Annotated in this window: 18 protein-coding genes; 11 read left to right on the top strand and 7 right to left on the bottom strand. The window is 56.0% G+C overall.

Annotation, left to right across the window (positions count from 1 at the left end; translation table 11 throughout):
- Window positions 1-42 precede the first annotated feature (42 nt).
- Both O1723_RS20825 and O1723_RS20830 read right to left on the bottom strand, forming a co-directional pair.
- Entirely contained in the window at window positions 43-1179 is a 1137-nt protein-coding gene (locus tag O1723_RS20825; protein ID WP_248190880.1) for an HlyD family secretion protein, read from the bottom strand.
- Between the two features lie 2 nt (window positions 1180-1181).
- Window positions 1182-1538 carry a DUF3302 domain-containing protein gene (locus O1723_RS20830; protein ID WP_014882019.1) on the bottom strand — a complete coding sequence of 119 codons (357 nt, stop codon included), beginning with the start codon at window positions 1536-1538 and terminating at the stop codon, window positions 1182-1184.
- A gap of 661 nt (window positions 1539-2199) precedes the next feature.
- Between O1723_RS20830 and O1723_RS20835 the strand changes: the two genes are divergently transcribed.
- The 9 genes from O1723_RS20835 to trmL all read left to right on the top strand — a co-directional run bounded on the left by O1723_RS20835 (window position 2200) and on the right by trmL (window position 12289).
- Window positions 2200-4107, top strand: coding sequence for a PTS mannitol transporter subunit IICBA (locus tag O1723_RS20835; RefSeq protein WP_014882018.1), 1908 nt, complete (start codon window positions 2200-2202; stop codon window positions 4105-4107).
- Window positions 4108-4209: 102 nt separating this feature from the next.
- Window positions 4210-5358: a mannitol-1-phosphate 5-dehydrogenase gene (mtlD, locus tag O1723_RS20840; protein WP_014882017.1), complete on the top strand. Its 1149-nt coding sequence runs from the start codon at window positions 4210-4212 to the stop codon at window positions 5356-5358.
- Window positions 5355-5945: a mannitol operon repressor MtlR gene (gene mtlR / locus O1723_RS20845; RefSeq protein WP_023331737.1), complete on the top strand. Its 591-nt coding sequence runs from the start codon at window positions 5355-5357 to the stop codon at window positions 5943-5945. The genes mtlD and mtlR overlap by 4 nt, the downstream gene beginning before the upstream one ends.
- Before the next feature lie 58 nt (window positions 5946-6003).
- The gene (locus tag O1723_RS20850; RefSeq protein WP_023336557.1) at window positions 6004-6366 is read left to right on the top strand and encodes a YibL family ribosome-associated protein; all 363 of its coding nucleotides are present in this window, start codon (window positions 6004-6006) and stop codon (window positions 6364-6366) included.
- 271 nt (window positions 6367-6637) lie between these two features.
- Complete coding sequence (lldP, locus tag O1723_RS20855) at window positions 6638-8293, top strand: L-lactate permease (RefSeq protein ID WP_023336556.1); 1656 nt, start codon at window positions 6638-6640, stop codon at window positions 8291-8293.
- The gene (lldR, locus tag O1723_RS20860) at window positions 8290-9063 is read left to right on the top strand and encodes a transcriptional regulator LldR (RefSeq protein ID WP_023336555.1); all 774 of its coding nucleotides are present in this window, start codon (window positions 8290-8292) and stop codon (window positions 9061-9063) included. Before lldP ends, lldR begins: the two co-directional genes overlap by 4 nt.
- A complete protein-coding gene (gene lldD, locus O1723_RS20865) occupies window positions 9060-10247 on the top strand; it encodes a quinone-dependent L-lactate dehydrogenase (protein ID WP_023331735.1) in 1188 nt (395 codons plus the stop codon). Before lldR ends, lldD begins: the two co-directional genes overlap by 4 nt.
- A 182-nt stretch (window positions 10248-10429) precedes the next feature.
- Window positions 10430-11770 carry an MFS transporter gene (locus tag O1723_RS20870; protein ID WP_023336554.1) on the top strand — a complete coding sequence of 447 codons (1341 nt, stop codon included), beginning with the start codon at window positions 10430-10432 and terminating at the stop codon, window positions 11768-11770.
- 45 nt (window positions 11771-11815) lie between these two features.
- The gene (gene trmL / locus O1723_RS20875; protein WP_023336553.1) at window positions 11816-12289 is read left to right on the top strand and encodes a tRNA (uridine(34)/cytosine(34)/5-carboxymethylaminomethyluridine(34)-2'-O)-methyltransferase TrmL; all 474 of its coding nucleotides are present in this window, start codon (window positions 11816-11818) and stop codon (window positions 12287-12289) included.
- Here the strand turns inward: trmL and cysE are convergent.
- From cysE to O1723_RS20900, 5 genes are all read right to left on the bottom strand, one after another.
- On the bottom strand, window positions 12286-13107 hold the full coding sequence (gene cysE / locus O1723_RS20880) for a serine O-acetyltransferase (protein ID WP_248190878.1): 822 nt from the start codon (window positions 13105-13107) through the stop codon (window positions 12286-12288). The genes trmL and cysE overlap by 4 nt on opposite strands.
- A gap of 75 nt (window positions 13108-13182) precedes the next feature.
- Window positions 13183-14202, bottom strand: coding sequence for an NAD(P)H-dependent glycerol-3-phosphate dehydrogenase (gene gpsA, locus O1723_RS20885; RefSeq protein WP_014882009.1), 1020 nt, complete (start codon window positions 14200-14202; stop codon window positions 13183-13185).
- Window positions 14202-14669, bottom strand: a complete 468-nt coding sequence (secB, locus tag O1723_RS20890) for a protein-export chaperone SecB (RefSeq protein WP_008502716.1) — start codon at window positions 14667-14669, stop codon at window positions 14202-14204. The genes gpsA and secB overlap by 1 nt, the downstream gene beginning before the upstream one ends.
- A 32-nt stretch (window positions 14670-14701) precedes the next feature.
- Entirely contained in the window at window positions 14702-14953 is a 252-nt protein-coding gene (grxC, locus tag O1723_RS20895) for a glutaredoxin 3 (RefSeq protein ID WP_014882008.1), read from the bottom strand.
- Window positions 14954-14964: 11 nt separating this feature from the next.
- Complete coding sequence (locus O1723_RS20900; RefSeq protein ID WP_014882007.1) at window positions 14965-15396, bottom strand: rhodanese-like domain-containing protein; 432 nt, start codon at window positions 15394-15396, stop codon at window positions 14965-14967.
- Window positions 15397-15642: 246 nt separating this feature from the next.
- On the opposite strand from O1723_RS20900, the gene gpmM reads away from it, so the two are divergent.
- Together gpmM and envC are read left to right on the top strand one after the other, a co-directional pair.
- Window positions 15643-17187: a 2,3-bisphosphoglycerate-independent phosphoglycerate mutase gene (gene gpmM, locus O1723_RS20905; protein WP_023336552.1), complete on the top strand. Its 1545-nt coding sequence runs from the start codon at window positions 15643-15645 to the stop codon at window positions 17185-17187.
- A gap of 33 nt (window positions 17188-17220) precedes the next feature.
- Complete coding sequence (gene envC, locus O1723_RS20910) at window positions 17221-18480, top strand: murein hydrolase activator EnvC (RefSeq protein ID WP_230278613.1); 1260 nt, start codon at window positions 17221-17223, stop codon at window positions 18478-18480.
- Window positions 18481-18483 lie beyond the last annotated feature (3 nt).

The following is an 18483-nucleotide window of genomic DNA, read 5'->3' on the forward strand; positions in this document are numbered from 1 at the left end:
AAAAAGGGCAGGTATGGATGTCGCATTCCTGCCCTGGCGGGATTAATGATCGAGGTAGAGGTAGTGCATCCAGCTGGTCATGCGCAGCAACACTTTACGCATTACCGAGACGTGGGCGAAATGGTCTGAATAGACCGCCACCTGGGCATAGATACCGTCTGGTAGCGCATCGACGTCGGCGTTAGGCTCCAGTTCAATCAGCGCCTGTACGCCATCCGTGCCCGGTGTGACGGTCAATGCCTGCAACGCCCCCTGCGCCTGGTACGACCCTCCCGGCACCACCGGCAGGACGCTGGTGAGTTTCCCGGTAAATACCTGGCCCGGCAGCGCATTAAACACCACTTCCGCTTCATCACCCGGCTTAAGACGCAGCAGCGAGTTCTGGCGGAACTGCGCCACAATCTGACGTTTCTGTTCCGGAATAAAGACCATGACCGGACGCAGAGGTAACGCGGCGGCATAGGTCCCCGGACGGATCAGCACCTGGGTGATATAGCCGTTGCTCGGCGCGCGCACCACGGTCTGATCGCGATTGTATTTCGCTTCGGCAAGCTGGGCGCGTAATGAGGCAATCTGCGACTGTTCACCGTTCACCATGCTGTCTAACTGACTTTGAATCTGCGTCTGTTCAGCCACAGAACCTTTCACCAGCGCATCCTGCGCCAGATAGTTCTGCCGCGCGTTGTCGATATCGCTTTCAGAAAACGGGTTCACCTTCGCCCGGCTGCCTTTCAGGTAACGCTGATAATCTTTATACAGGCGGTCACGCTCTGCCGAGACGCGCGTGGTATTAGCGACGGCTTCTGCAAGCTGCGCTTTCAGGCTATCGATATTGTGGGTTGCGGTGACCAGATCGGCCTTGAGTCTGTCGACCCGCGCCTGGTAGCGGCCCGGATCAAGTTTAAATAATACTTCGCCTTTTTTAATGAGCTGGTTGTTTTTATCAGTCACTTCGGTGACCACGCCCGTCACCTGCGGTGTAATCGGAATGGAAATAACCGCTTTTTGCGCCGTAAAGGTATACGGATGGTTATAGTTCATTAACAGAATCAGTCCGGCAACAATAAATACCCCACCCAACGTTGCGGTGGCGAGCGTCCACTGATTTACCGGAATGCGGAATATTTTAAAGATCGCCCAGGCAAATGCCACATAGGTCAAAATAATTAACAGATCCATGATTAGCGCTCCAGCGTGTTCTGATCAGCAGTGGGCTGTACCGCCGCCAGCTTTTGTTCTAATTCGGCCACGCGTTTGGACAGCGCATCCATGCCCGGGACCTCATCTGGCTTTGTAATGTGGTTCTGCATGCCCCAACCGCGATCTTCACGGTAGAGCGTGGCCCAAATCCACAGAAACGGCCAGATGGCATGGAGGGTGAACAGGCTAATCCAGCCTGCCGTATGAATCGCATCGGCATGGGGATGATTACGTTTTTTAGCCATATTATAAGGGATATCATGAATAGCGATAATCCCGTAAAAAAGCACCAGAAATACAAAAATCAATACGCCCAACGCAAAATAGTTGAGAAACATATTTTCCTCACTTAAACAACGTCAACTCATTAAACGAATAAAACAGCACGCAGCCTAATTAATTTATTTTTAAATTTAAAAGGCACACTGGTTATTTCAGAGCCGGGGAGTATCGGTTTTTATAATATCTCCATGCAAGTTTATAAACGTGTCAAAATATAACCTGAATAATAATATACTTAACCTTACATTATGAGCGTAATCCACCTTTTAACTTTTCGCCATACCACACATGAAAAGTGGTTTTTTAGCTTTACGTGTCACGCAAGACTATCCTGACGCCAATTCGCAAAGCAGAGTTTGCCGCCGATCACAGCCAGAGAAATCTGCATAAAAATATTTTGTGAAATCAGTCACAATCCAGAAACAAACCCACAAAACAAAAATGCGATCGCAATCACAAAAATGCGTGGTTTTTGCTTTGTTTTTCGCCATCGTATTTTTTTTACCCACTAATTTTGTGATTCAGATCACGTCATTGAATGCCACACCCCCTACATTTACGTGACACATATCACACAAATTTTCACTGTCTGGACAGTTGAACGATTCAGTGCCAGATTTCACAGCATCAGAACAGGGCCCGGCTACCTCTGCCGCCGCACATTAACGATAAACCTCGGGCCGCAAGCCTAAGCGTAAACATAAGAAGGGGTGTTTTATGTCATCCGATTTCAAGATCAAAGTTCAAAGCTTTGGTCGTTTCCTCAGCAACATGGTGATGCCAAATATCGGCGCGTTTATCGCGTGGGGTATTATCACCGCATTGTTCATTCCGACAGGGTGGTTGCCTAACGAAACGCTGGCGAAACTTGTTGGCCCTATGATTACTTACCTCCTGCCGCTGCTGATCGGTTTCACCGGTGGTCGTCTGGTAGGCGGTGACCGTGGTGGCGTTGTGGGTGCCATCACCACAATGGGTGTTATCGTCGGTGCGGATATGCCGATGTTCCTCGGTGCCATGATTGCCGGTCCTCTGGGCGGCTGGGCGATTAAGAAATTCGACGTCTGGGTAGATGGTAAGATCAAATCCGGCTTCGAAATGCTGGTGAACAACTTCTCTGCGGGCATCATCGGGATGATCCTCGCGATTCTGGCGTTCCTCGGCATTGGTCCTGCGGTTGAAGTGCTGTCCAAAATTCTGGCGGCAGGCGTTAACTTTATGGTGGCGCACGACATGCTGCCGCTGGCGTCTATCTTCGTTGAACCGGCGAAAATTCTGTTCCTTAATAACGCCATCAACCACGGTATCTTCTCGCCGCTGGGTATTCAGCAGTCTCACGATCTCGGCAAGTCCATCTTCTTCCTGATTGAAGCGAACCCAGGTCCGGGTATGGGCGTTCTGCTGGCATACATGTTCTTTGGTCGCGGCAGCGCTAAGCAGTCTGCTGGCGGTGCGGCTATCATCCACTTCCTGGGCGGTATCCACGAAATTTACTTCCCGTACGTGCTGATGAACCCACGCCTGATCCTGGCCGTTATCCTCGGCGGTATGACCGGCGTGTTCACCCTGAGCGTGCTGGGCGGCGGTCTGGTCTCTCCTGCTTCTCCGGGCTCTATCCTGGCCGTGCTGGCGATGACCCCGAAAGGTGCCTACTTCGCTAACATCGCGGCTATCTGTGCGGCCATGGCGGTCTCCTTCGTGGTTTCTTCTATCCTGCTGAAAACCAGCAAAGTGAAAGAAGATGACGATATCGAAGCGGCAACCCGCCGTATGCACGACATGAAAGCGGAATCCAAAGGCGCAACCCCGCTGGCGGCTGGCGATGTCTCTAACGACCTGAGCCACGTGCGTAAAATCATCGTTGCTTGTGATGCCGGTATGGGCTCCAGCGCAATGGGTGCCGGCGTGCTGCGTAAGAAAGTACAGGATGCGGGCCTGACCAACATCTCCGTGACCAACAGCGCAATTAACAGTCTGCCGCCGGACGTTGACCTGGTGATCACCCACCGCGATCTGACCGAACGCGCCATGCGTCAGGTACCGCAGGCACAGCACATTTCGCTGACTAACTTCCTCGACAGCGGCCTGTACACCAGCCTGACCGAACGTCTGGTTGCCGCGCAGCGTCATGAAGATAACGAAGTGAAAGTGCGCACCAGCCTGCAGGATAGCTTTGACGAGAGTAATGCCCACCTATTTAAACTGGGTGCGGAGAACATCTTCCTCGGCCGTACCGCGGCTACTAAAGAAGAAGCGATTCGCTTTGCCGGTGAACAGCTGGTAAAAGGCGGTTACGTTCAGCCTGAATATGTCGATGCGATGCTGGAACGCGAAAAACTGACCCCAACCTATCTCGGTGAATCCATCGCGGTTCCACACGGTACCGTTGAGGCGAAAGACCGCGTGCTGAAAACCGGTGTGGTGTTCTGTCAGTATCCTGATGGCGTACGCTTCGGTGAAGAAGAAGATGACATCGCCCGCCTGGTGATTGGTATCGCCGCTCGCAACAACGAGCATATCCAGGTGATCACCAGCCTGACCAACGCCCTGGACGATGAGTCCGTTATCGAGCGTCTGGCCAAAACCACCAGCGTTGAAGAAGTTCTGGCACTGCTGAACAAATAACAGCGCCTCTTCCCTCTCCCCCCGGGGAGAGGGCTAGGGTGAGGGGGAGAAAGCTCCTCACCCCAGCCCTCTCGGGTAAAAACATTGATGAAGGTTAACACTATGAAAGCATTACATTTTGGCGCAGGTAACATCGGTCGTGGTTTTATCGGCAAACTGCTGGCAGACGCGGGCATTACGCTGACGTTCGCCGATGTGAATCAGGTGGTCCTGGATGCCCTGAATGCCCGTCATAGCTATCAGGTCCATGTGGTGGGCGAAAACGAGCAGGTCGATACCGTCTCAGGCGTGAACGCGGTCAGCAGCATTGGCGACGACGTAATCGACCTGATTGCCAGCGTTGACCTTATCACCACGGCGGTAGGCCCGGTGGTTCTGGAGCGTATCGCCCCGGCGGTGGCTAAAGGCCTGGCAAAACGTAAAGCGCAGGGCATCGACACCCCGCTGAACATCATCGCCTGTGAAAACATGGTACGCGGCACCACACAGCTGAAAGGCCATGTCATGGCGGCCGTGGCTGACGAGGATAAAGCCTGGGTCGACGCGCACGTTGGGTTTGTGGATTCCGCCGTGGACCGCATCGTTCCGCCGTCAGCATCCGCCACCCACGACCCGCTGGAAGTGACCGTGGAAACCTTCAGCGAGTGGATCGTCGATAAAACTCAGTTTAAAGGTGCACTGCCAACTATTCCGGGAATGGAATTAACCGATAACCTGATGGCATTTGTCGAACGCAAACTCTTCACGCTGAACACCGGGCATGCTATAACCGCGTACCTCGGAAAATTGGCCGGTCATCAGACCATTCGCGATGCGATTCTCGATGAGAAAATCCGCGCGGTGGTAAAAGGGGCCATGGAAGAGAGCGGCGCGGTGCTGATCAAACGCTACGGTTTTGATGCTGATAAACACGCAGCCTACATCCAGAAAATCCTTGGTCGCTTTGAAAACCCGTATCTGAAAGATGATGTTGAGCGCGTGGGACGTCAACCGCTGCGTAAGCTGAGTGCAGGCGACCGTCTGATTAAGCCGCTGCTCGGCACGCTGGAATACGGTCTGCCGCATGCCAACCTGGTGAAAGGGATTGCCGCTGCAATGCACTACCGCAGCGATCAGGACCCGCAGGCGATCGAGCTGGCTCAGCTGATTGATGACAAAGGCGCGCAGGCTGCGCTGGCGCAGATTTCCGGTCTGGACGCCAATAGCGACGTGGTTGTGGAGGCGGTTAACGCATACAACGCAACCAAATGATGCACAGTGTGGCGCAGGTTAGCCTGCGCCCAGATAACAGATTGTCAGATATGCAGGCAATAATGGAACAAACCCAGGCCTTTGAAAATCGTGTGCTTGAGCGTCTGAATGCTGGCAAAACCGTACGAAGCTTCCTGATTGCCGCCGTCGAGCTGTTAACCGAGGCGGTTAATATCCTGGTGCTTCAGGTGTTTCGCAAAGACGACTACGCGGTAAAATATGCTGTAGAACCGTTACTGGACGGCGATGGACCGCTGGGCGATTTATCGGTGCGTCTGAAGCTGATTTACGGTCTTGGCGTGCTGAACCGGCAAGAGTACGAAGATGCAGAGCTGTTAATGGCGCTACGTGAGGAGCTCAATCATGACGGTAACGAATACGCCTTTACCGATGATGAGATCCTGGGGCCCTTCGGCGAGCTGCACTGTGTGGCCGCGCTGCCCCCTGCCCCTCATTTCGACAGCAGCGACCCTGAGCTATACGCGATGCAAAAGCTGCGTTATCAGCAGGTTGTCCGCTCCACGATGGTCCTTTCCCTGACTGAGCTGATTTCCCGGATCAGCTTAAAAAAAGCGTTTCAGAAGTAAGCCTGCTCACATTGGTGTATCCTTCCCTGTAAATTCCCCGTTTTCAGAGTTATTTGTCATGAAAGAAGTCGAAAAGAACGAAATTAAACGCCTGAGCGACCGCCTGGATCTGATCCGTCACCAGATGGCGGGTCTGTCACTGGTCGATTCCGCCGAGAAGTACGCCGAGCTGGAGAAAGAGACCGCGAAGCTGGAGGCAGAGATCGAGCGCCTGCGGGAAGTAAAAGGCCAGAAGCTGAGCAACGAAGCGCAGAAGCTGATGAACATGCCACACCGCCGCGCAATCACTAAAAAAGCACAGGCTGACATGGGCAAGCTGAAGAAAAGCGTCCGTGGCCTGGTGGTCGTGCACCCGATGACCGAGCTTGGCCGTGAAATGGGCCTGAAAGAGATGACGGGCTTTTGTAAGACCGCGTTCTGATTTCATGCCGGGTGGCGCTGCGCTTACCCGGCCTACTCTTTTCCCCTTCGCGTGAATTGGTCCAACCAATTGCGCAATCAATCCTCCCCTGGTTCACAATTCCATTATTTCCGCTCACAAAACCATTGCCACCCCATAACATCTGATTAACCATTCATTGTCATTAACCCTACAACACAACATTGGCAGGACCACTTTTACATAACCTGTGATGCAGAGATGAGCGGAGACTCACCCGCCGCGCAGGTTATCTGGTCCCCAGGAGACCTGCATGAGCCTCTGGCAACAAAACTACGACCCGGCCGGAAATATCTGGCTGTCGAGCCTGATCGCATCGCTTCCGATCCTGTTCTTCTTCTTTGCGCTGATTAAGCTCAAGCTGAAGGGCTACCTTGCCGCGACGTACACCGTTGCCATCGCTCTGCTGGTGGCGCTGTTCTTCTACAAAATGCCGGTCGATCGCGCGCTGGCCTCCGTTGTCTACGGTTTCTTCTACGGTCTGTGGCCAATTGCGTGGATCATCATCGCCGCTGTCTTTGTCTATAAAATTTCGGTGAAAACCGGGCAGTTCGACATCATTCGCTCGTCGATTCTCTCCATCACGCCGGACCAGCGCCTGCAGATGCTGATTGTCGGCTTCTCCTTCGGGGCGTTTTTGGAAGGTGCCGCCGGATTTGGCGCACCGGTCGCCATTACGGCCGCCCTGCTGGTGGGCCTCGGCTTTAACCCGCTTTATGCCGCGGGCCTGTGCCTGATTGTGAATACCGCCCCGGTGGCGTTTGGCGCAATGGGGATTCCGATTCTGGTCGCCGGACAGGTGACCGGGCTGGATAGCTTTGAGATCGGCCAGATGGTGGGTCGCCAGCTGCCGTTCCTGACCATCATCGTGCTGTTCTGGATCATGGCGATTATGGACGGCTGGCGCGGCGTGAAAGAGACGTGGCCTGCTGTAATGGTGGCGGGCGGTTCGTTCGCCATCGCGCAATACCTCAGCTCAAACTTCCTCGGCCCGGAGCTGCCGGACATCATCTCTTCGCTGGTCTCGCTGGTCTGCCTGACGCTGTTCCTGAAACGCTGGCAGCCGGTACGTATTTTCCGCTTCGCCGATATGGGCGCCTCACAGGTCGATCAAACCCTGGCCCGTACAGGTTATACCGCATGCCAGGTAATCCGTGCCTGGTCACCGTTCCTGTTCCTGACCGCAACGGTAACGCTGTGGAGCATCCCGCCGTTTAAAGCCCTGTTCGCCCCGGGCGGCGCGCTGTACGACATGGTGATTAACATCTCCGTGCCGTTCCTCGACAAAATGGTCGCCCGCATGCCGCCAGTCGTGCATGCCGCCACACCGTATGCCGCGGTCTATAAGTTCGACTGGTTCTCCGCCACCGGGACCGCCATCCTGTTTGCCGCGATCCTTTCCGTGGTGTGGCTGCGCATGAAGCCTGCCGCCGCGGTGCAGACCTTCGCAGCGACGATTAAAGAGCTGATGCTGCCGATTTACTCCATCGGCATGGTGCTGGCGTTCGCGTTTATCTCGAACTACTCCGGCCTGTCATCGACGCTGGCACTGGCGCTGGCCCATACCAGCCACGCCTTCACCTTCTTCTCACCGTTCCTCGGCTGGCTGGGTGTGTTCCTGACCGGGTCAGATACCTCGTCGAACGCCCTGTTTGCTGCACTGCAGGCTACGGCGGCCCAGCAGATTGGCGTGTCGGATGTTCTGCTGGTCGCTGCGAACACCACCGGCGGCGTGACCGGGAAAATGATCTCCCCGCAATCCATCGCCATTGCCTGTGCGGCGGTGGGACTGGTCGGTAAAGAGTCGGATCTGTTCCGCTTTACCGTGAAACACAGCCTGATATTCACCTGCATGGTCGGGGTGATCACCACCCTGCAGGCTTATGTCTTAACCTGGATGATCCCATGATAGTGATGCCCAGACGCCTGTCCGACGAGATAGCCTCTCGCGTACGGGCGCTGATTGAAGAACAACAGCTGGAAGCGGGCATGAAGTTGCCCGCTGAACGCCAGCTCGCCGCCCAGCTTGGTGTATCGCGTAATTCCCTGCGTGAAGCGCTGGCCACGCTGGTCAGCGAAGGGGTACTGATGAGCCGTCGCGGCGGCGGCACCTTTGTGCGCTGGCAGCATGACGACTGGTCCGAGCAAAACATCGTTCAGCCGCTGAAGACGCTGATGGAAAATGACCCGGACTACAGCTTTGACATCCTCGAAGCGCGTCACGCCATCGAAACCAGCACCGCCTGGCATGCGGCCATGCGGGCAACCGAGGCCGACAAAGAGAAGCTCAAAGCCTGCTTTGAGGCCACGCAAAGCAGCGACCCGGATATCGCCTCCCAGGCTGACGTGCGTTTTCACCTGGCCATTGCCGAAGCGTCGCACAATGTGGTTCTGCTCCAGACCATGCGCGGGTTCTTCGACCTGCTGCAATCCTCTGTCAAACAAAGCCGCCAGCGCATGTACCTGGTTCCGCCGGTGTTTGCACAGCTGACTGAACAACACGAGGCGGTGCTTAACGCCATTCTGGCCGGTGATGCCGAGGCCGCACGCAAGGCGATGATGGCGCATCTCGGCTTCGTTCACACCACCATTAAACGATTCGATGAAGACCAGGCCCGACAGGCGCGTATTACCCGTCTGCCTGGCGAGAGTGATATTTCCAGGGAGAACAAAGCATGATCATTTCAGCAGCCAGTGACTATCGCGCCGCGGCGCAGCGCATTTTGCCCCCGTTCCTGTTCCACTACATCGACGGCGGGGCGTATGCCGAATACACCCTGCGCCGCAATGTGGAAGACTTGTCAGAGGTGGCCCTGCGTCAGCGCGTGCTGAAGAATATGTCTGACCTGAGCCTTGAGACGACGCTGTTCAACGAAACGCTCTCCATGCCGGTCGCCCTCGCCCCCGTCGGCCTGTGCGGTATGTACGCCCGTCGTGGCGAAGTGCAGGCGGCGGCGGCCGCGGATGCCAGGGGTATTCCGTTTACCCTCTCTACCGTCTCCGTCTGCCCGATTGAAGAGGTCGCGCCGACCATCAAGCGTCCGATGTGGTTCCAGCTGTACGTCCTGCGCGATCGCGGTTTTATGCGCAACGCGCTGGAGCGCGCCAAAGCGGCGGGCTGTTCCACGCTGGTCTTTACCGTCGATATGCCAACGCCGGGCGCGCGCTACCGCGACGCCCACTCCGGCATGAGCGGCCCGAATGCCGCTCTGCGCCGCTACTGGCAGGCGGTGACGCACCCGCAGTGGGCGTGGGATGTGGGTCTGAACGGACGTCCGCACGATCTGGGCAATATCTCGGCTTACCTCGGTAAACCGACCGGGCTGGAAGATTACATCGGCTGGCTGGCGAACAACTTCGATCCGTCCATCTCCTGGAAAGACCTGGAGTGGATCCGCGAATTCTGGGACGGCCCGATGGTGATCAAAGGGATCCTCGACCCGGAAGATGCCCGCGACGCGGTACGTTTTGGCGCAGACGGCATTGTGGTCTCAAACCACGGCGGGCGTCAGCTCGACGGTGTGCTCTCCTCCGCACGCGCGCTGCCCGCCATTGCCGATGCGGTGAAAGGCGATATCGCGATTCTGGCCGACAGCGGCATTCGCAACGGGCTGGATGTGGTACGCATGATCGCGCTCGGCGCCGACAGCGTGCTGCTGGGCCGTGCGTATCTGTACGCGCTGGCGACGGCGGGTCAGGCTGGCGTGGCGAACCTGCTTGACCTGATCGAAAAAGAAATGAAAGTCGCGATGACGCTGACCGGTGCGAAAACCATTAGCGAAATCAGCAAAGACTCTCTGGTGCAGGAGTTAAGTCGATTACCGGCGGCGCTGGCTCCCCTTGCGCAGGGAAACGCTGCCTGAATACCCCTCCTGTTAACACCGCTGTTCACGCGCCCGGTTCCCCCTTCGGGCGCTTTTTTTTGCCGAAAATAACACTTAGATAACAAATTGGATAAGAAAATTTGACATATTTGCTCCCTCCGCAATTGTATATACAAGCAAATACAAGAACACAAAAACAACATCACATCGGAGAGGAGCATATGACGTATTCAGGCAGGGTGGATATTCAGCAGGTGATCGATGAGAGTCCCTTTTCAGGGTTTCACTGGCTTCTTATCGTACTGGGCTTTCTGGTTCTGGCGATCGATGGATTTGATACCGCGGCAATGGGTTACATCGCCCCTACGCTGTCGGCAGAATGGGGGATACATAAACAGGATCTGGGGCCGGTGCTGAGCGCAGCCCTGCTGGGCTTGTCGCTGGGTGCCCTCATTGCAGGCCCGGTATCGGACAAGATGGGGCGCAAGCGCGTGCTGGTCTTCTCCTGCCTGTTCTTCGGCCTTGCAAGCCTGGGCACGGCCTGGGCGCAAACTCTGAATACGCTGACGTTGTGGCGCTTTCTGACGGGCCTTGGCCTCGGTGCCGCAATGCCAAACGCCATCACGCTGATTTCCGAGTTCGCCCCCCAGCGCTGCCGCGCCATTGCGATTAATACCATGTACTGCGGCTTCCCTCTGGGTGCCGCAGGGGGTGGTGCGATCTCTTCGTGGCTTATTCCCCACCATGGCTGGCGAAGCGTGCTGCTGACGGGTGCAATTGCGCCGCTGATTTTGACGCTGCTGCTGGCGCTGTTTTTGCCGGAGTCGGTGAAGTTTCTGGTGCAGCGCGGGAAGGACGTCATGCAGATCCGCCGTATCGCCAGCCGGTTCAGCCGCAGCACCCTGGAGAGCGTTACCGGCTTTTTCCTCGCCGAGGAAAAAGTCGCTTCTAAGAAAGGGAGCGTGGCGCAGCTCTTCTCCATGCCCTGGCTGCCCGGCACACTGATGCTGTGGGTCACCTACTTTATGGGGCTGGTGATTTACTACGTCCTGCTGAGCTGGATGCCGACCCTGATGCAGGGGATGGGCTATGCGCTGGCGGAATCCGCCTGGCTCACCTCGCTGTTCACCTTCGGCGGTACCGCAGGCATTCTGCTCGCGGGCTGGATGATGGATCGCTGGGAGGCACACAAAGTGGTCGCGGGTGGCTTTGTGCTGACAATGGGTCTCATTCTGTTACTGGGCATTGAGCATAATCATATCGCCCTGTTTGGCGGGTTGATTTTCCTGATGGGGATCGCGATGAACGGGGCGCAATCGGGCATGCAAACCCTGGCAGCGACTTTTTACCCAACAGAGTGCCGCGCAACGGGTATTGCCTGGATGCAGGGGATCGGCCGCTTTGGCGGCGTGGCGGGAACCATGACCAGCGCTCAGCTGCTTTCCCTGCAGTGGCAGGCGGACAGTATTTTGATGATCCTCAGCGTGCCTGCCTTGGTCGCCGCAGCGGCAACGTGCTACAAAATGCTGCGTTGCCGTGCGCAGGAACCTGGCGTCGCGTAATTCCTCACTTTTCTGCTATTCTGCCCCCGCAATTAAGGGGGCAGCATGCTTAACATCGTTTTATTCGAACCAGAAATTCCGCCGAATACCGGCAATATCATCCGCCTGTGTGCCAACACCGGCTTTCGTCTGCACATCATTGAGCCGATGGGCTTTACGTGGGACGACAAGCGTCTGCGTCGCGCGGGGCTGGATTACCATGAATTTACTGCCGTCGTGCGCCATCATGATTACGCCGCGTTTCTGGAAAGCGAAAAGCCGCAGCGCATGTTCGCCCTGACCACCAAAGGCACGCCAGCACACAGCGCCGTGAGCTATCAGGACGGTGACTATCTGATGTTTGGCCCGGAAACCCGCGGCCTGCCAGCCGCGATTCTGGATGCCCTGCCCGCTGAGCAGAAAATCCGTATTCCGATGATGCCGGACAGCCGCAGCATGAACCTGTCGAACGCGGTGTCGGTGGTGGTGTATGAAGCATGGCGCCAGCTGGGGTACCCGGGCGCCATTCTCAGAAGTTAAATGCCGTCACCATACTCAAACGTATGGTGGATACCGTTGAAGAGCTGATCCATATCCATGGACGGCTTATCGCTGTCTGGTTTGCCGACGATACGCGCCGGTACGCCAGCCGCGGTGGTGTGCGGCGGAACCGGCTGGAGCACAACCGACCCTGCGCCAATCTTCGCGCCGCGTCCGACTTCGATATTGCCGAGGATTTTGGCACCCGCGCCAATCATCACCCCTTCACGAATTTTCGGATGGCGATCGCCGCTGGTTTTACCGGTACCGCCAAGGGTAACCGACTGCAGGATCGAAACGTCGTCTTCAATCACCGCCGTCTCACCCACAACAATGCCGGTGGCGTGGTCGAGCATAATTCCACGGCCAATTTTCGCTGCCGGGTGAATATCGACCTGGAAGGTCACGGAGACCTGATTTTGCAGGAAGATTGCCAGCGCGCGGCGGCCTTCATTCCATAGCCAGTGGCCGATGCGATACGCCTGCAGGGCGTGGAAGCCTTTCAGGTATAGCAGAGGCGTAGAGTATTTATCTACCGCCGGGTCGCGCGTACGCACGGCCTGAATATCACAGGCGGCAGAGGCGATCATTTCCGGGTCAGCGGCGTATGCCTCCTCCACCACTTCACGGATGGCGATAGCAGGCATAATCGAGGAGGCCAGCTTGTTGGCGAGCATGTAGCTGAGAGCACTGCCAAGGTTTTCGTGTTTGAGTAGCGTAGCGTGGTAAAAACTGGCCAGCATAGGCTCACAGTCGGCCAGCGCCCGGGCTTCGGCTTTAATATTGTTCCAGACGATATCCAGTTCTTCACACGGCATTGCTTACTCCAGACGATAAGTTAATGACCAGCCAGTTCTGCGCTGGCTGGGTCATTCAGGTGACAACGGTTCCGACTACTTACTGCTGCGCTCGTCCTTGCGCGCACGACCTAATAAGGTCAATGCTGCCTCGCGCGCATTTTTTCCGCAATACAATACCTGATAAATTTCCTCGGTTATTGGCATTTCGACACCAAACCGGTGCGCCAATTCGCGGACTTCTTTGGTATTGCGGTAGCCTTCCACCACCTGTCCAATCTTCTCCTGCGCGCTTTTTACATCGCTGCCCTGTCCGAGCATCATGCCAAAGCGGCGGTTACGAGACTGGTTGTCGGTACAGGTCAGCACCAGATCGCCCAGACCCGCCATCCCCATAAAGGTGGCCGGATCGGCGCCCAGCGCCTCGCCAAGACGGGACATCTCGGTTAAGCCGCGGGTAATCAACGCCGTACGGGCGTTGGCGCCAAAGCCAATACCGTCAGACATCCCGGCACCGATAGCAATCACGTTCTTCACCGCACCGCCCAGCTGGACACCGATAAAATCAGGGTTGCTGTAGACGCGGAAGCTCTTGCCACAGTGCAGCAGATGCTGGAGATCGTCGGCGAAAGCCTGGTCAGTGGATGCCAGCGAGATCGCCGTCGGCAGGCCAGCAGCCAGCTCTTTGGCAAAGGTCGGACCGGAGATGACCGCCAGCGGGATCGCATCACCCAGCGCTTCGCGGGCAACGTCCTGCAGCAGCCGTCCGGTTTCCGCTTCAAGACCTTTGGTTGCCCAGACAATACGGGCATCCGGGCGCATCAGCGGCTTAATCTGACGCAGCACTTCGCCAAACACATGGCTCGGGACGACAATCAGAATGTTGCGGCTGGCCGCCAGCGCGGTCGCAAGATCGCTTTCCAGGTGCAGGGAGTCAGGGAACGGAACGTCCGGGAGAAACGCCACATTGCAACGGTCGTGCTGCAGCGTGGCGATATGTTTTGGATCGTGGCCCCACAGGACCACGTCGTGACCATTTCTTGCCAGCGTGATGGCAAGAGCGGTGCCGTATGAGCCGGCACCGATCACAGTCATTGAAGCATTAACAGTGCTCATCAGGCATCCTGATGTTGTTCAGCACCTTCGCCAGCTTGCTGCTGCAGATAGTTCATGAACAGCGCATCAAAGTTAACTGGCGCAAGGTTCAGTTGCGGGAATGTACCGCGAGAAACCAGGCTGGTGATGCATTCGCGCGCATACGGGAACAGGATGTTCGGGCAGTATGCACCCAGGCAATGCGCCATCTGGTTGCCTTCGATGCCGCCGATGGAGAAGATACCGCCCTGCTGTACTTCACACAGGAACGCGGTTTCTTCGCCCAGAGAGGCGGTCACGGTCACACGCAGTACAACTTCATACACGTCATCTGCCAGTTGGGTAGATGCGGTATCCAGATCAAGTTTAACCTCTGGCTGCCAGTCTTTCTGGAAAACGTGCGGCGCATTTGGCGCTTCAAAAGAGACATCTTTCGTGTAGATGCGCTGGATCTGGAAAATCATTTCATTATTGCTTTGTTCTGACATGGAAAAACCCTTTTTAATTGTCCTAAAGTCTCTTAGCTCAGCAGCGGATCGAGTCCACCACGGGCGTCGAGCGCATACAAGTCATCACAGCCGCCAATGTGCTGCGCATCAATAAAAATCTGCGGAACCGTCGTACGACCACTACGTTGGATCATCTCTTCACGTTTAACCGCGTCACCGTCGATCGGCAGTTCCTTGAACGTGACGCCTTTGCTGTTCAGTAGCGCTTTCGCACGGTGGCAGAACGGGCACGTCGCTTTGGTGTAGATCTCAATATTGGCCATGACTGAACTCCTTATTTACCGCGAACCAAAGGAAGATTTTCCCCGCTCCAGCCGGAGATCCCTTCTTTCAGTACCGTTACATTTTCGAAGCCCGCTTTATAAAGCGCGCTGGCAGATTCTTGCGCCTGCATACCGGTTGCATCAACAACGATAATTGGCTGGGCTTTGTGTTTTTCAAGCTCACCCACGTTGTTCGCTTTGATTTCAGCTGGCAACAGGTTGATTGCGCCTGCAATGTGACCTTTACGGAAATCGTCACGCTGACGCAAATCGACAACGACGGCATCTTCTTTGTTGATCAGACGCGTCGCTTCACCACGGGTGATAACCTTAATCTTAGACGTCAGGCTCTTAAATGTGGTGAACAGCACAGCAGCCAGCAGGCCAATCCACGCGATGCTCAGAACCGGATGGCGGCTAACGAATTGCATAATTTCTTGCATGGAGGGTAACTACTCCCGACTAAGTGATAAAAAAACCAGGACAGGAGTATACCTGTGCGTTCTGGCAAATACAGCCAGCGACCCTAACCTAATCCATTTTCTGCGGCATGCCACCTAAAAAAATGCCTCAAAATGGTCCGGTCAGCGCCTTGCCCCTGCGCTTTCTTTGATCTTCTGCGGCTATTTGATCGATTCAGCTGTAGTAAAATTACGCAAATTTTGACTCTTGAGCATGAGGTTGTTGCAATGTCGGTTTCTAAAAAACCTATGGTACTGGTGATTCTGGATGGCTATGGCTACCGTGAAGACAGCCAGGATAACGCTATTTTCAGCGCAAAAACCCCGGTGATGGATGCGCTGTGGGCGAAACGTCCCCATACCCTGATCGATGCATCCGGTCTGGAAGTCGGTCTGCCTGACCGCCAGATGGGCAACTCCGAAGTCGGTCACGTTAACCTGGGCGCGGGCCGTATCGTCTATCAGGACCTGACCCGTCTGGATGTCGAAATCAAAGAACGCACCTTCTTCGCGAACCCGGTTCTTTGCGGCGCGGTAGATAAAGCCGTTGCGGCAGGTAAAGCCGTTCACATCATGGGCTTGCTCTCCGCGGGCGGTGTACACAGCCACGAAGATCACATCATGGCGATGGTTGAACTGGCCGCCGAGCGCGGTGCAGAAAAAATCTATCTGCACGCCTTCCTGGATGGTCGCGATACGCCACCACGCAGCGCAAAAGGCTCTCTGCAAGCCTTCGAAGAGAAATTTGCCGCACTGGGCAAAGGCCGCGTCGCCTCCATCATTGGTCGTTACTACGCCATGGACCGCGACAACCGCTGGGATCGCGTTGAACAGGCCTATGACCTGATGACCCTGGCAAAAGGTGAGTTCCAGTTCACGACTGCCGTTGAAGCCCTGGAAGCCGCATACGCACGTGATGAAAACGATGAATTCGTGAAAGCGACCGTGATTCGTGCTGAAGGCCAGCCCGATGCCGCCATGGAAGATGGCGATGCGCTGATCTTCATGAACTTCCGCGCTGACCGCGCGCGTGAAATCACCCGTGCTTTCGTCAACAGCGACTTCGACGGTTTTGCCCGTAAGAAAGTGGTAAACCTCGACTTCATCCAGCTGACCGAATACGCGGCAGACATCAAAGCCCCATGCGCGTATCCACCAGCCTCGCTGGCTAATACCTTCGGCGAGTGGATGGCGAAGAATGACAAAACGCAGCTGCGTATTTCCGAAACCGAAAAATATGCGCACGTGACCTTCTTCTTTAACGGCGGCGTGGAAGAGCCGTTCAAAGGTGAAGAGCGCATTCTGATCAACTCACCGAAAGTCGCGACTTACGATCTGCAGCCAGAGATGAGCTCTGCTGAGCTGACTGAAAAACTGGTCGCGGCCATCAAGAGCGGCAAGTACGACACCATCATCTGTAACTACCCGAATGGCGACATGGTCGGTCATACCGGCGTGATGGAAGCCGCCGTGAAAGCGGTTGAAGCACTGGATCACTGCGTTGAGCAGGTTGCAAAAGCGGTTGAGTCCGTAGGCGGTCAGCTGCTGATCACCGCTGACCACGGTAACGCGGAACAGATGCGCGACCCGGCAACGGGCCAGGCGCATACCGCTCACACCAACCTGCCTGTTCCGTTGATTTATGTCGGTGATAAATCACTGAAAGCAGTGGAAGGCGGCAAGCTTTCTGACATCGCGCCAACCATGTTGTCGCTGATGGGTATGCCGATCCCTGAAGAGATGACTGGTAAGCCGCTGTTCATCGTGGAATAATCCCTCCCCATGAGGGGAAAGGCGATTTTTTCAATCACATGGGTCGTGAAGCCGCTTAGGTTATCAGTCAGACCCCTGCTTTGCGCCAGCGCACTCAGCGCTGGCGTATTGCTGTGCGCCGCATCCGCCCACGCGGACGATCGCGACCAGTTGAAATCCATTCAGGCGGATATCGCCGCTAAAGAGCGTGCGGTACGCCAGCAACAACAGCAACGCTCAGCCCTGCTCGCCCAGCTTAAGCAGCAGGAAGAAGCTATTTCGGCCGCAGCCCGTAAGCTCCGTGAAACGCAAGATACCCTCGCTCAGTTGAATAAACAGATCGACGAGATGAACGCGTCGATTGCCAAACTGGAGCGCCAGCGTGATGCTCAGGAGCGCAATCTTGCCGCACAGCTTGATGCCGCTTTCCGACAGGGTGAACACACCGGCCTTCAGTTAATCCTCAGCGGAGAAGAGAGCCAGCGCGGTCAGCGTCTGCAGGCCTACTTTGGCTATCTGAACCAGGCGCGTCAGGAGACCATTGCGCAGTTGAAACAGACGCGTGAAGAGGTCTCCACCCAAAAAGCTGAGCTGGAAGAGAAGCAGAGTCAGCAGCAGACGTTGCTCTACGAACAAAAAGCGCAGCAGGCGAAACTTGAGCAGGCCCGTAACGAGCGCAAGAAAACCCTTTCCGGTCTTGAGTCCTCCATTCAGCAAGGTCAGAGCCAGCTGAGTGAAATGCGTGCCAACGAATCAAAACTGCGTAACAGTATCGCCCGTGCCGAAGCCGCGGCGAAAGCGCGTGCCGAAAAAGAGGCCCGCGAGGCGCAGGCCGTTCGCGACAAGCAGCAGGAAGCCTCCCGCAAAGGTACCACCTACAAGCCAAGCGAAAGCGAACGTTCCCTGATGTCGCGTACCGGCGGTCTGGGTTCCCCACGCGGTCAGGCCTACTGGCCCGTTCGCGGTACGCTTCTGCATCGTTATGGCGAACAGCTGCAGGGTGAACTACGTTGGAAAGGGATCGTTATCGGTGCGTCTGAAGGTAGTGAAGTGAAAGCCATTGCCGATGGACGAGTGATTCTGGCCGACTGGCTGCAGGGTTACGGTCTTGTGGTAGTGGTTGAGCACGGTAAAGGCGACATGAGTCTTTACGGCTACAATCAGAGCGCACTGGTCAGCGTTGGCACACAGGTGCGCGCAGGCCAACCCATCGCCCTTGTGGGCAGCAGTGGCGGTCAGGGCCGCCCGTCACTCTATTTCGAAATTCGTCGTCAGGGTCAGGCGGTCAATCCACAGCCGTGGTTGGGAAGATAAGTT

The organism is Enterobacter cloacae complex sp. HYC080_NIDB, from assembly GCF_056673325.1.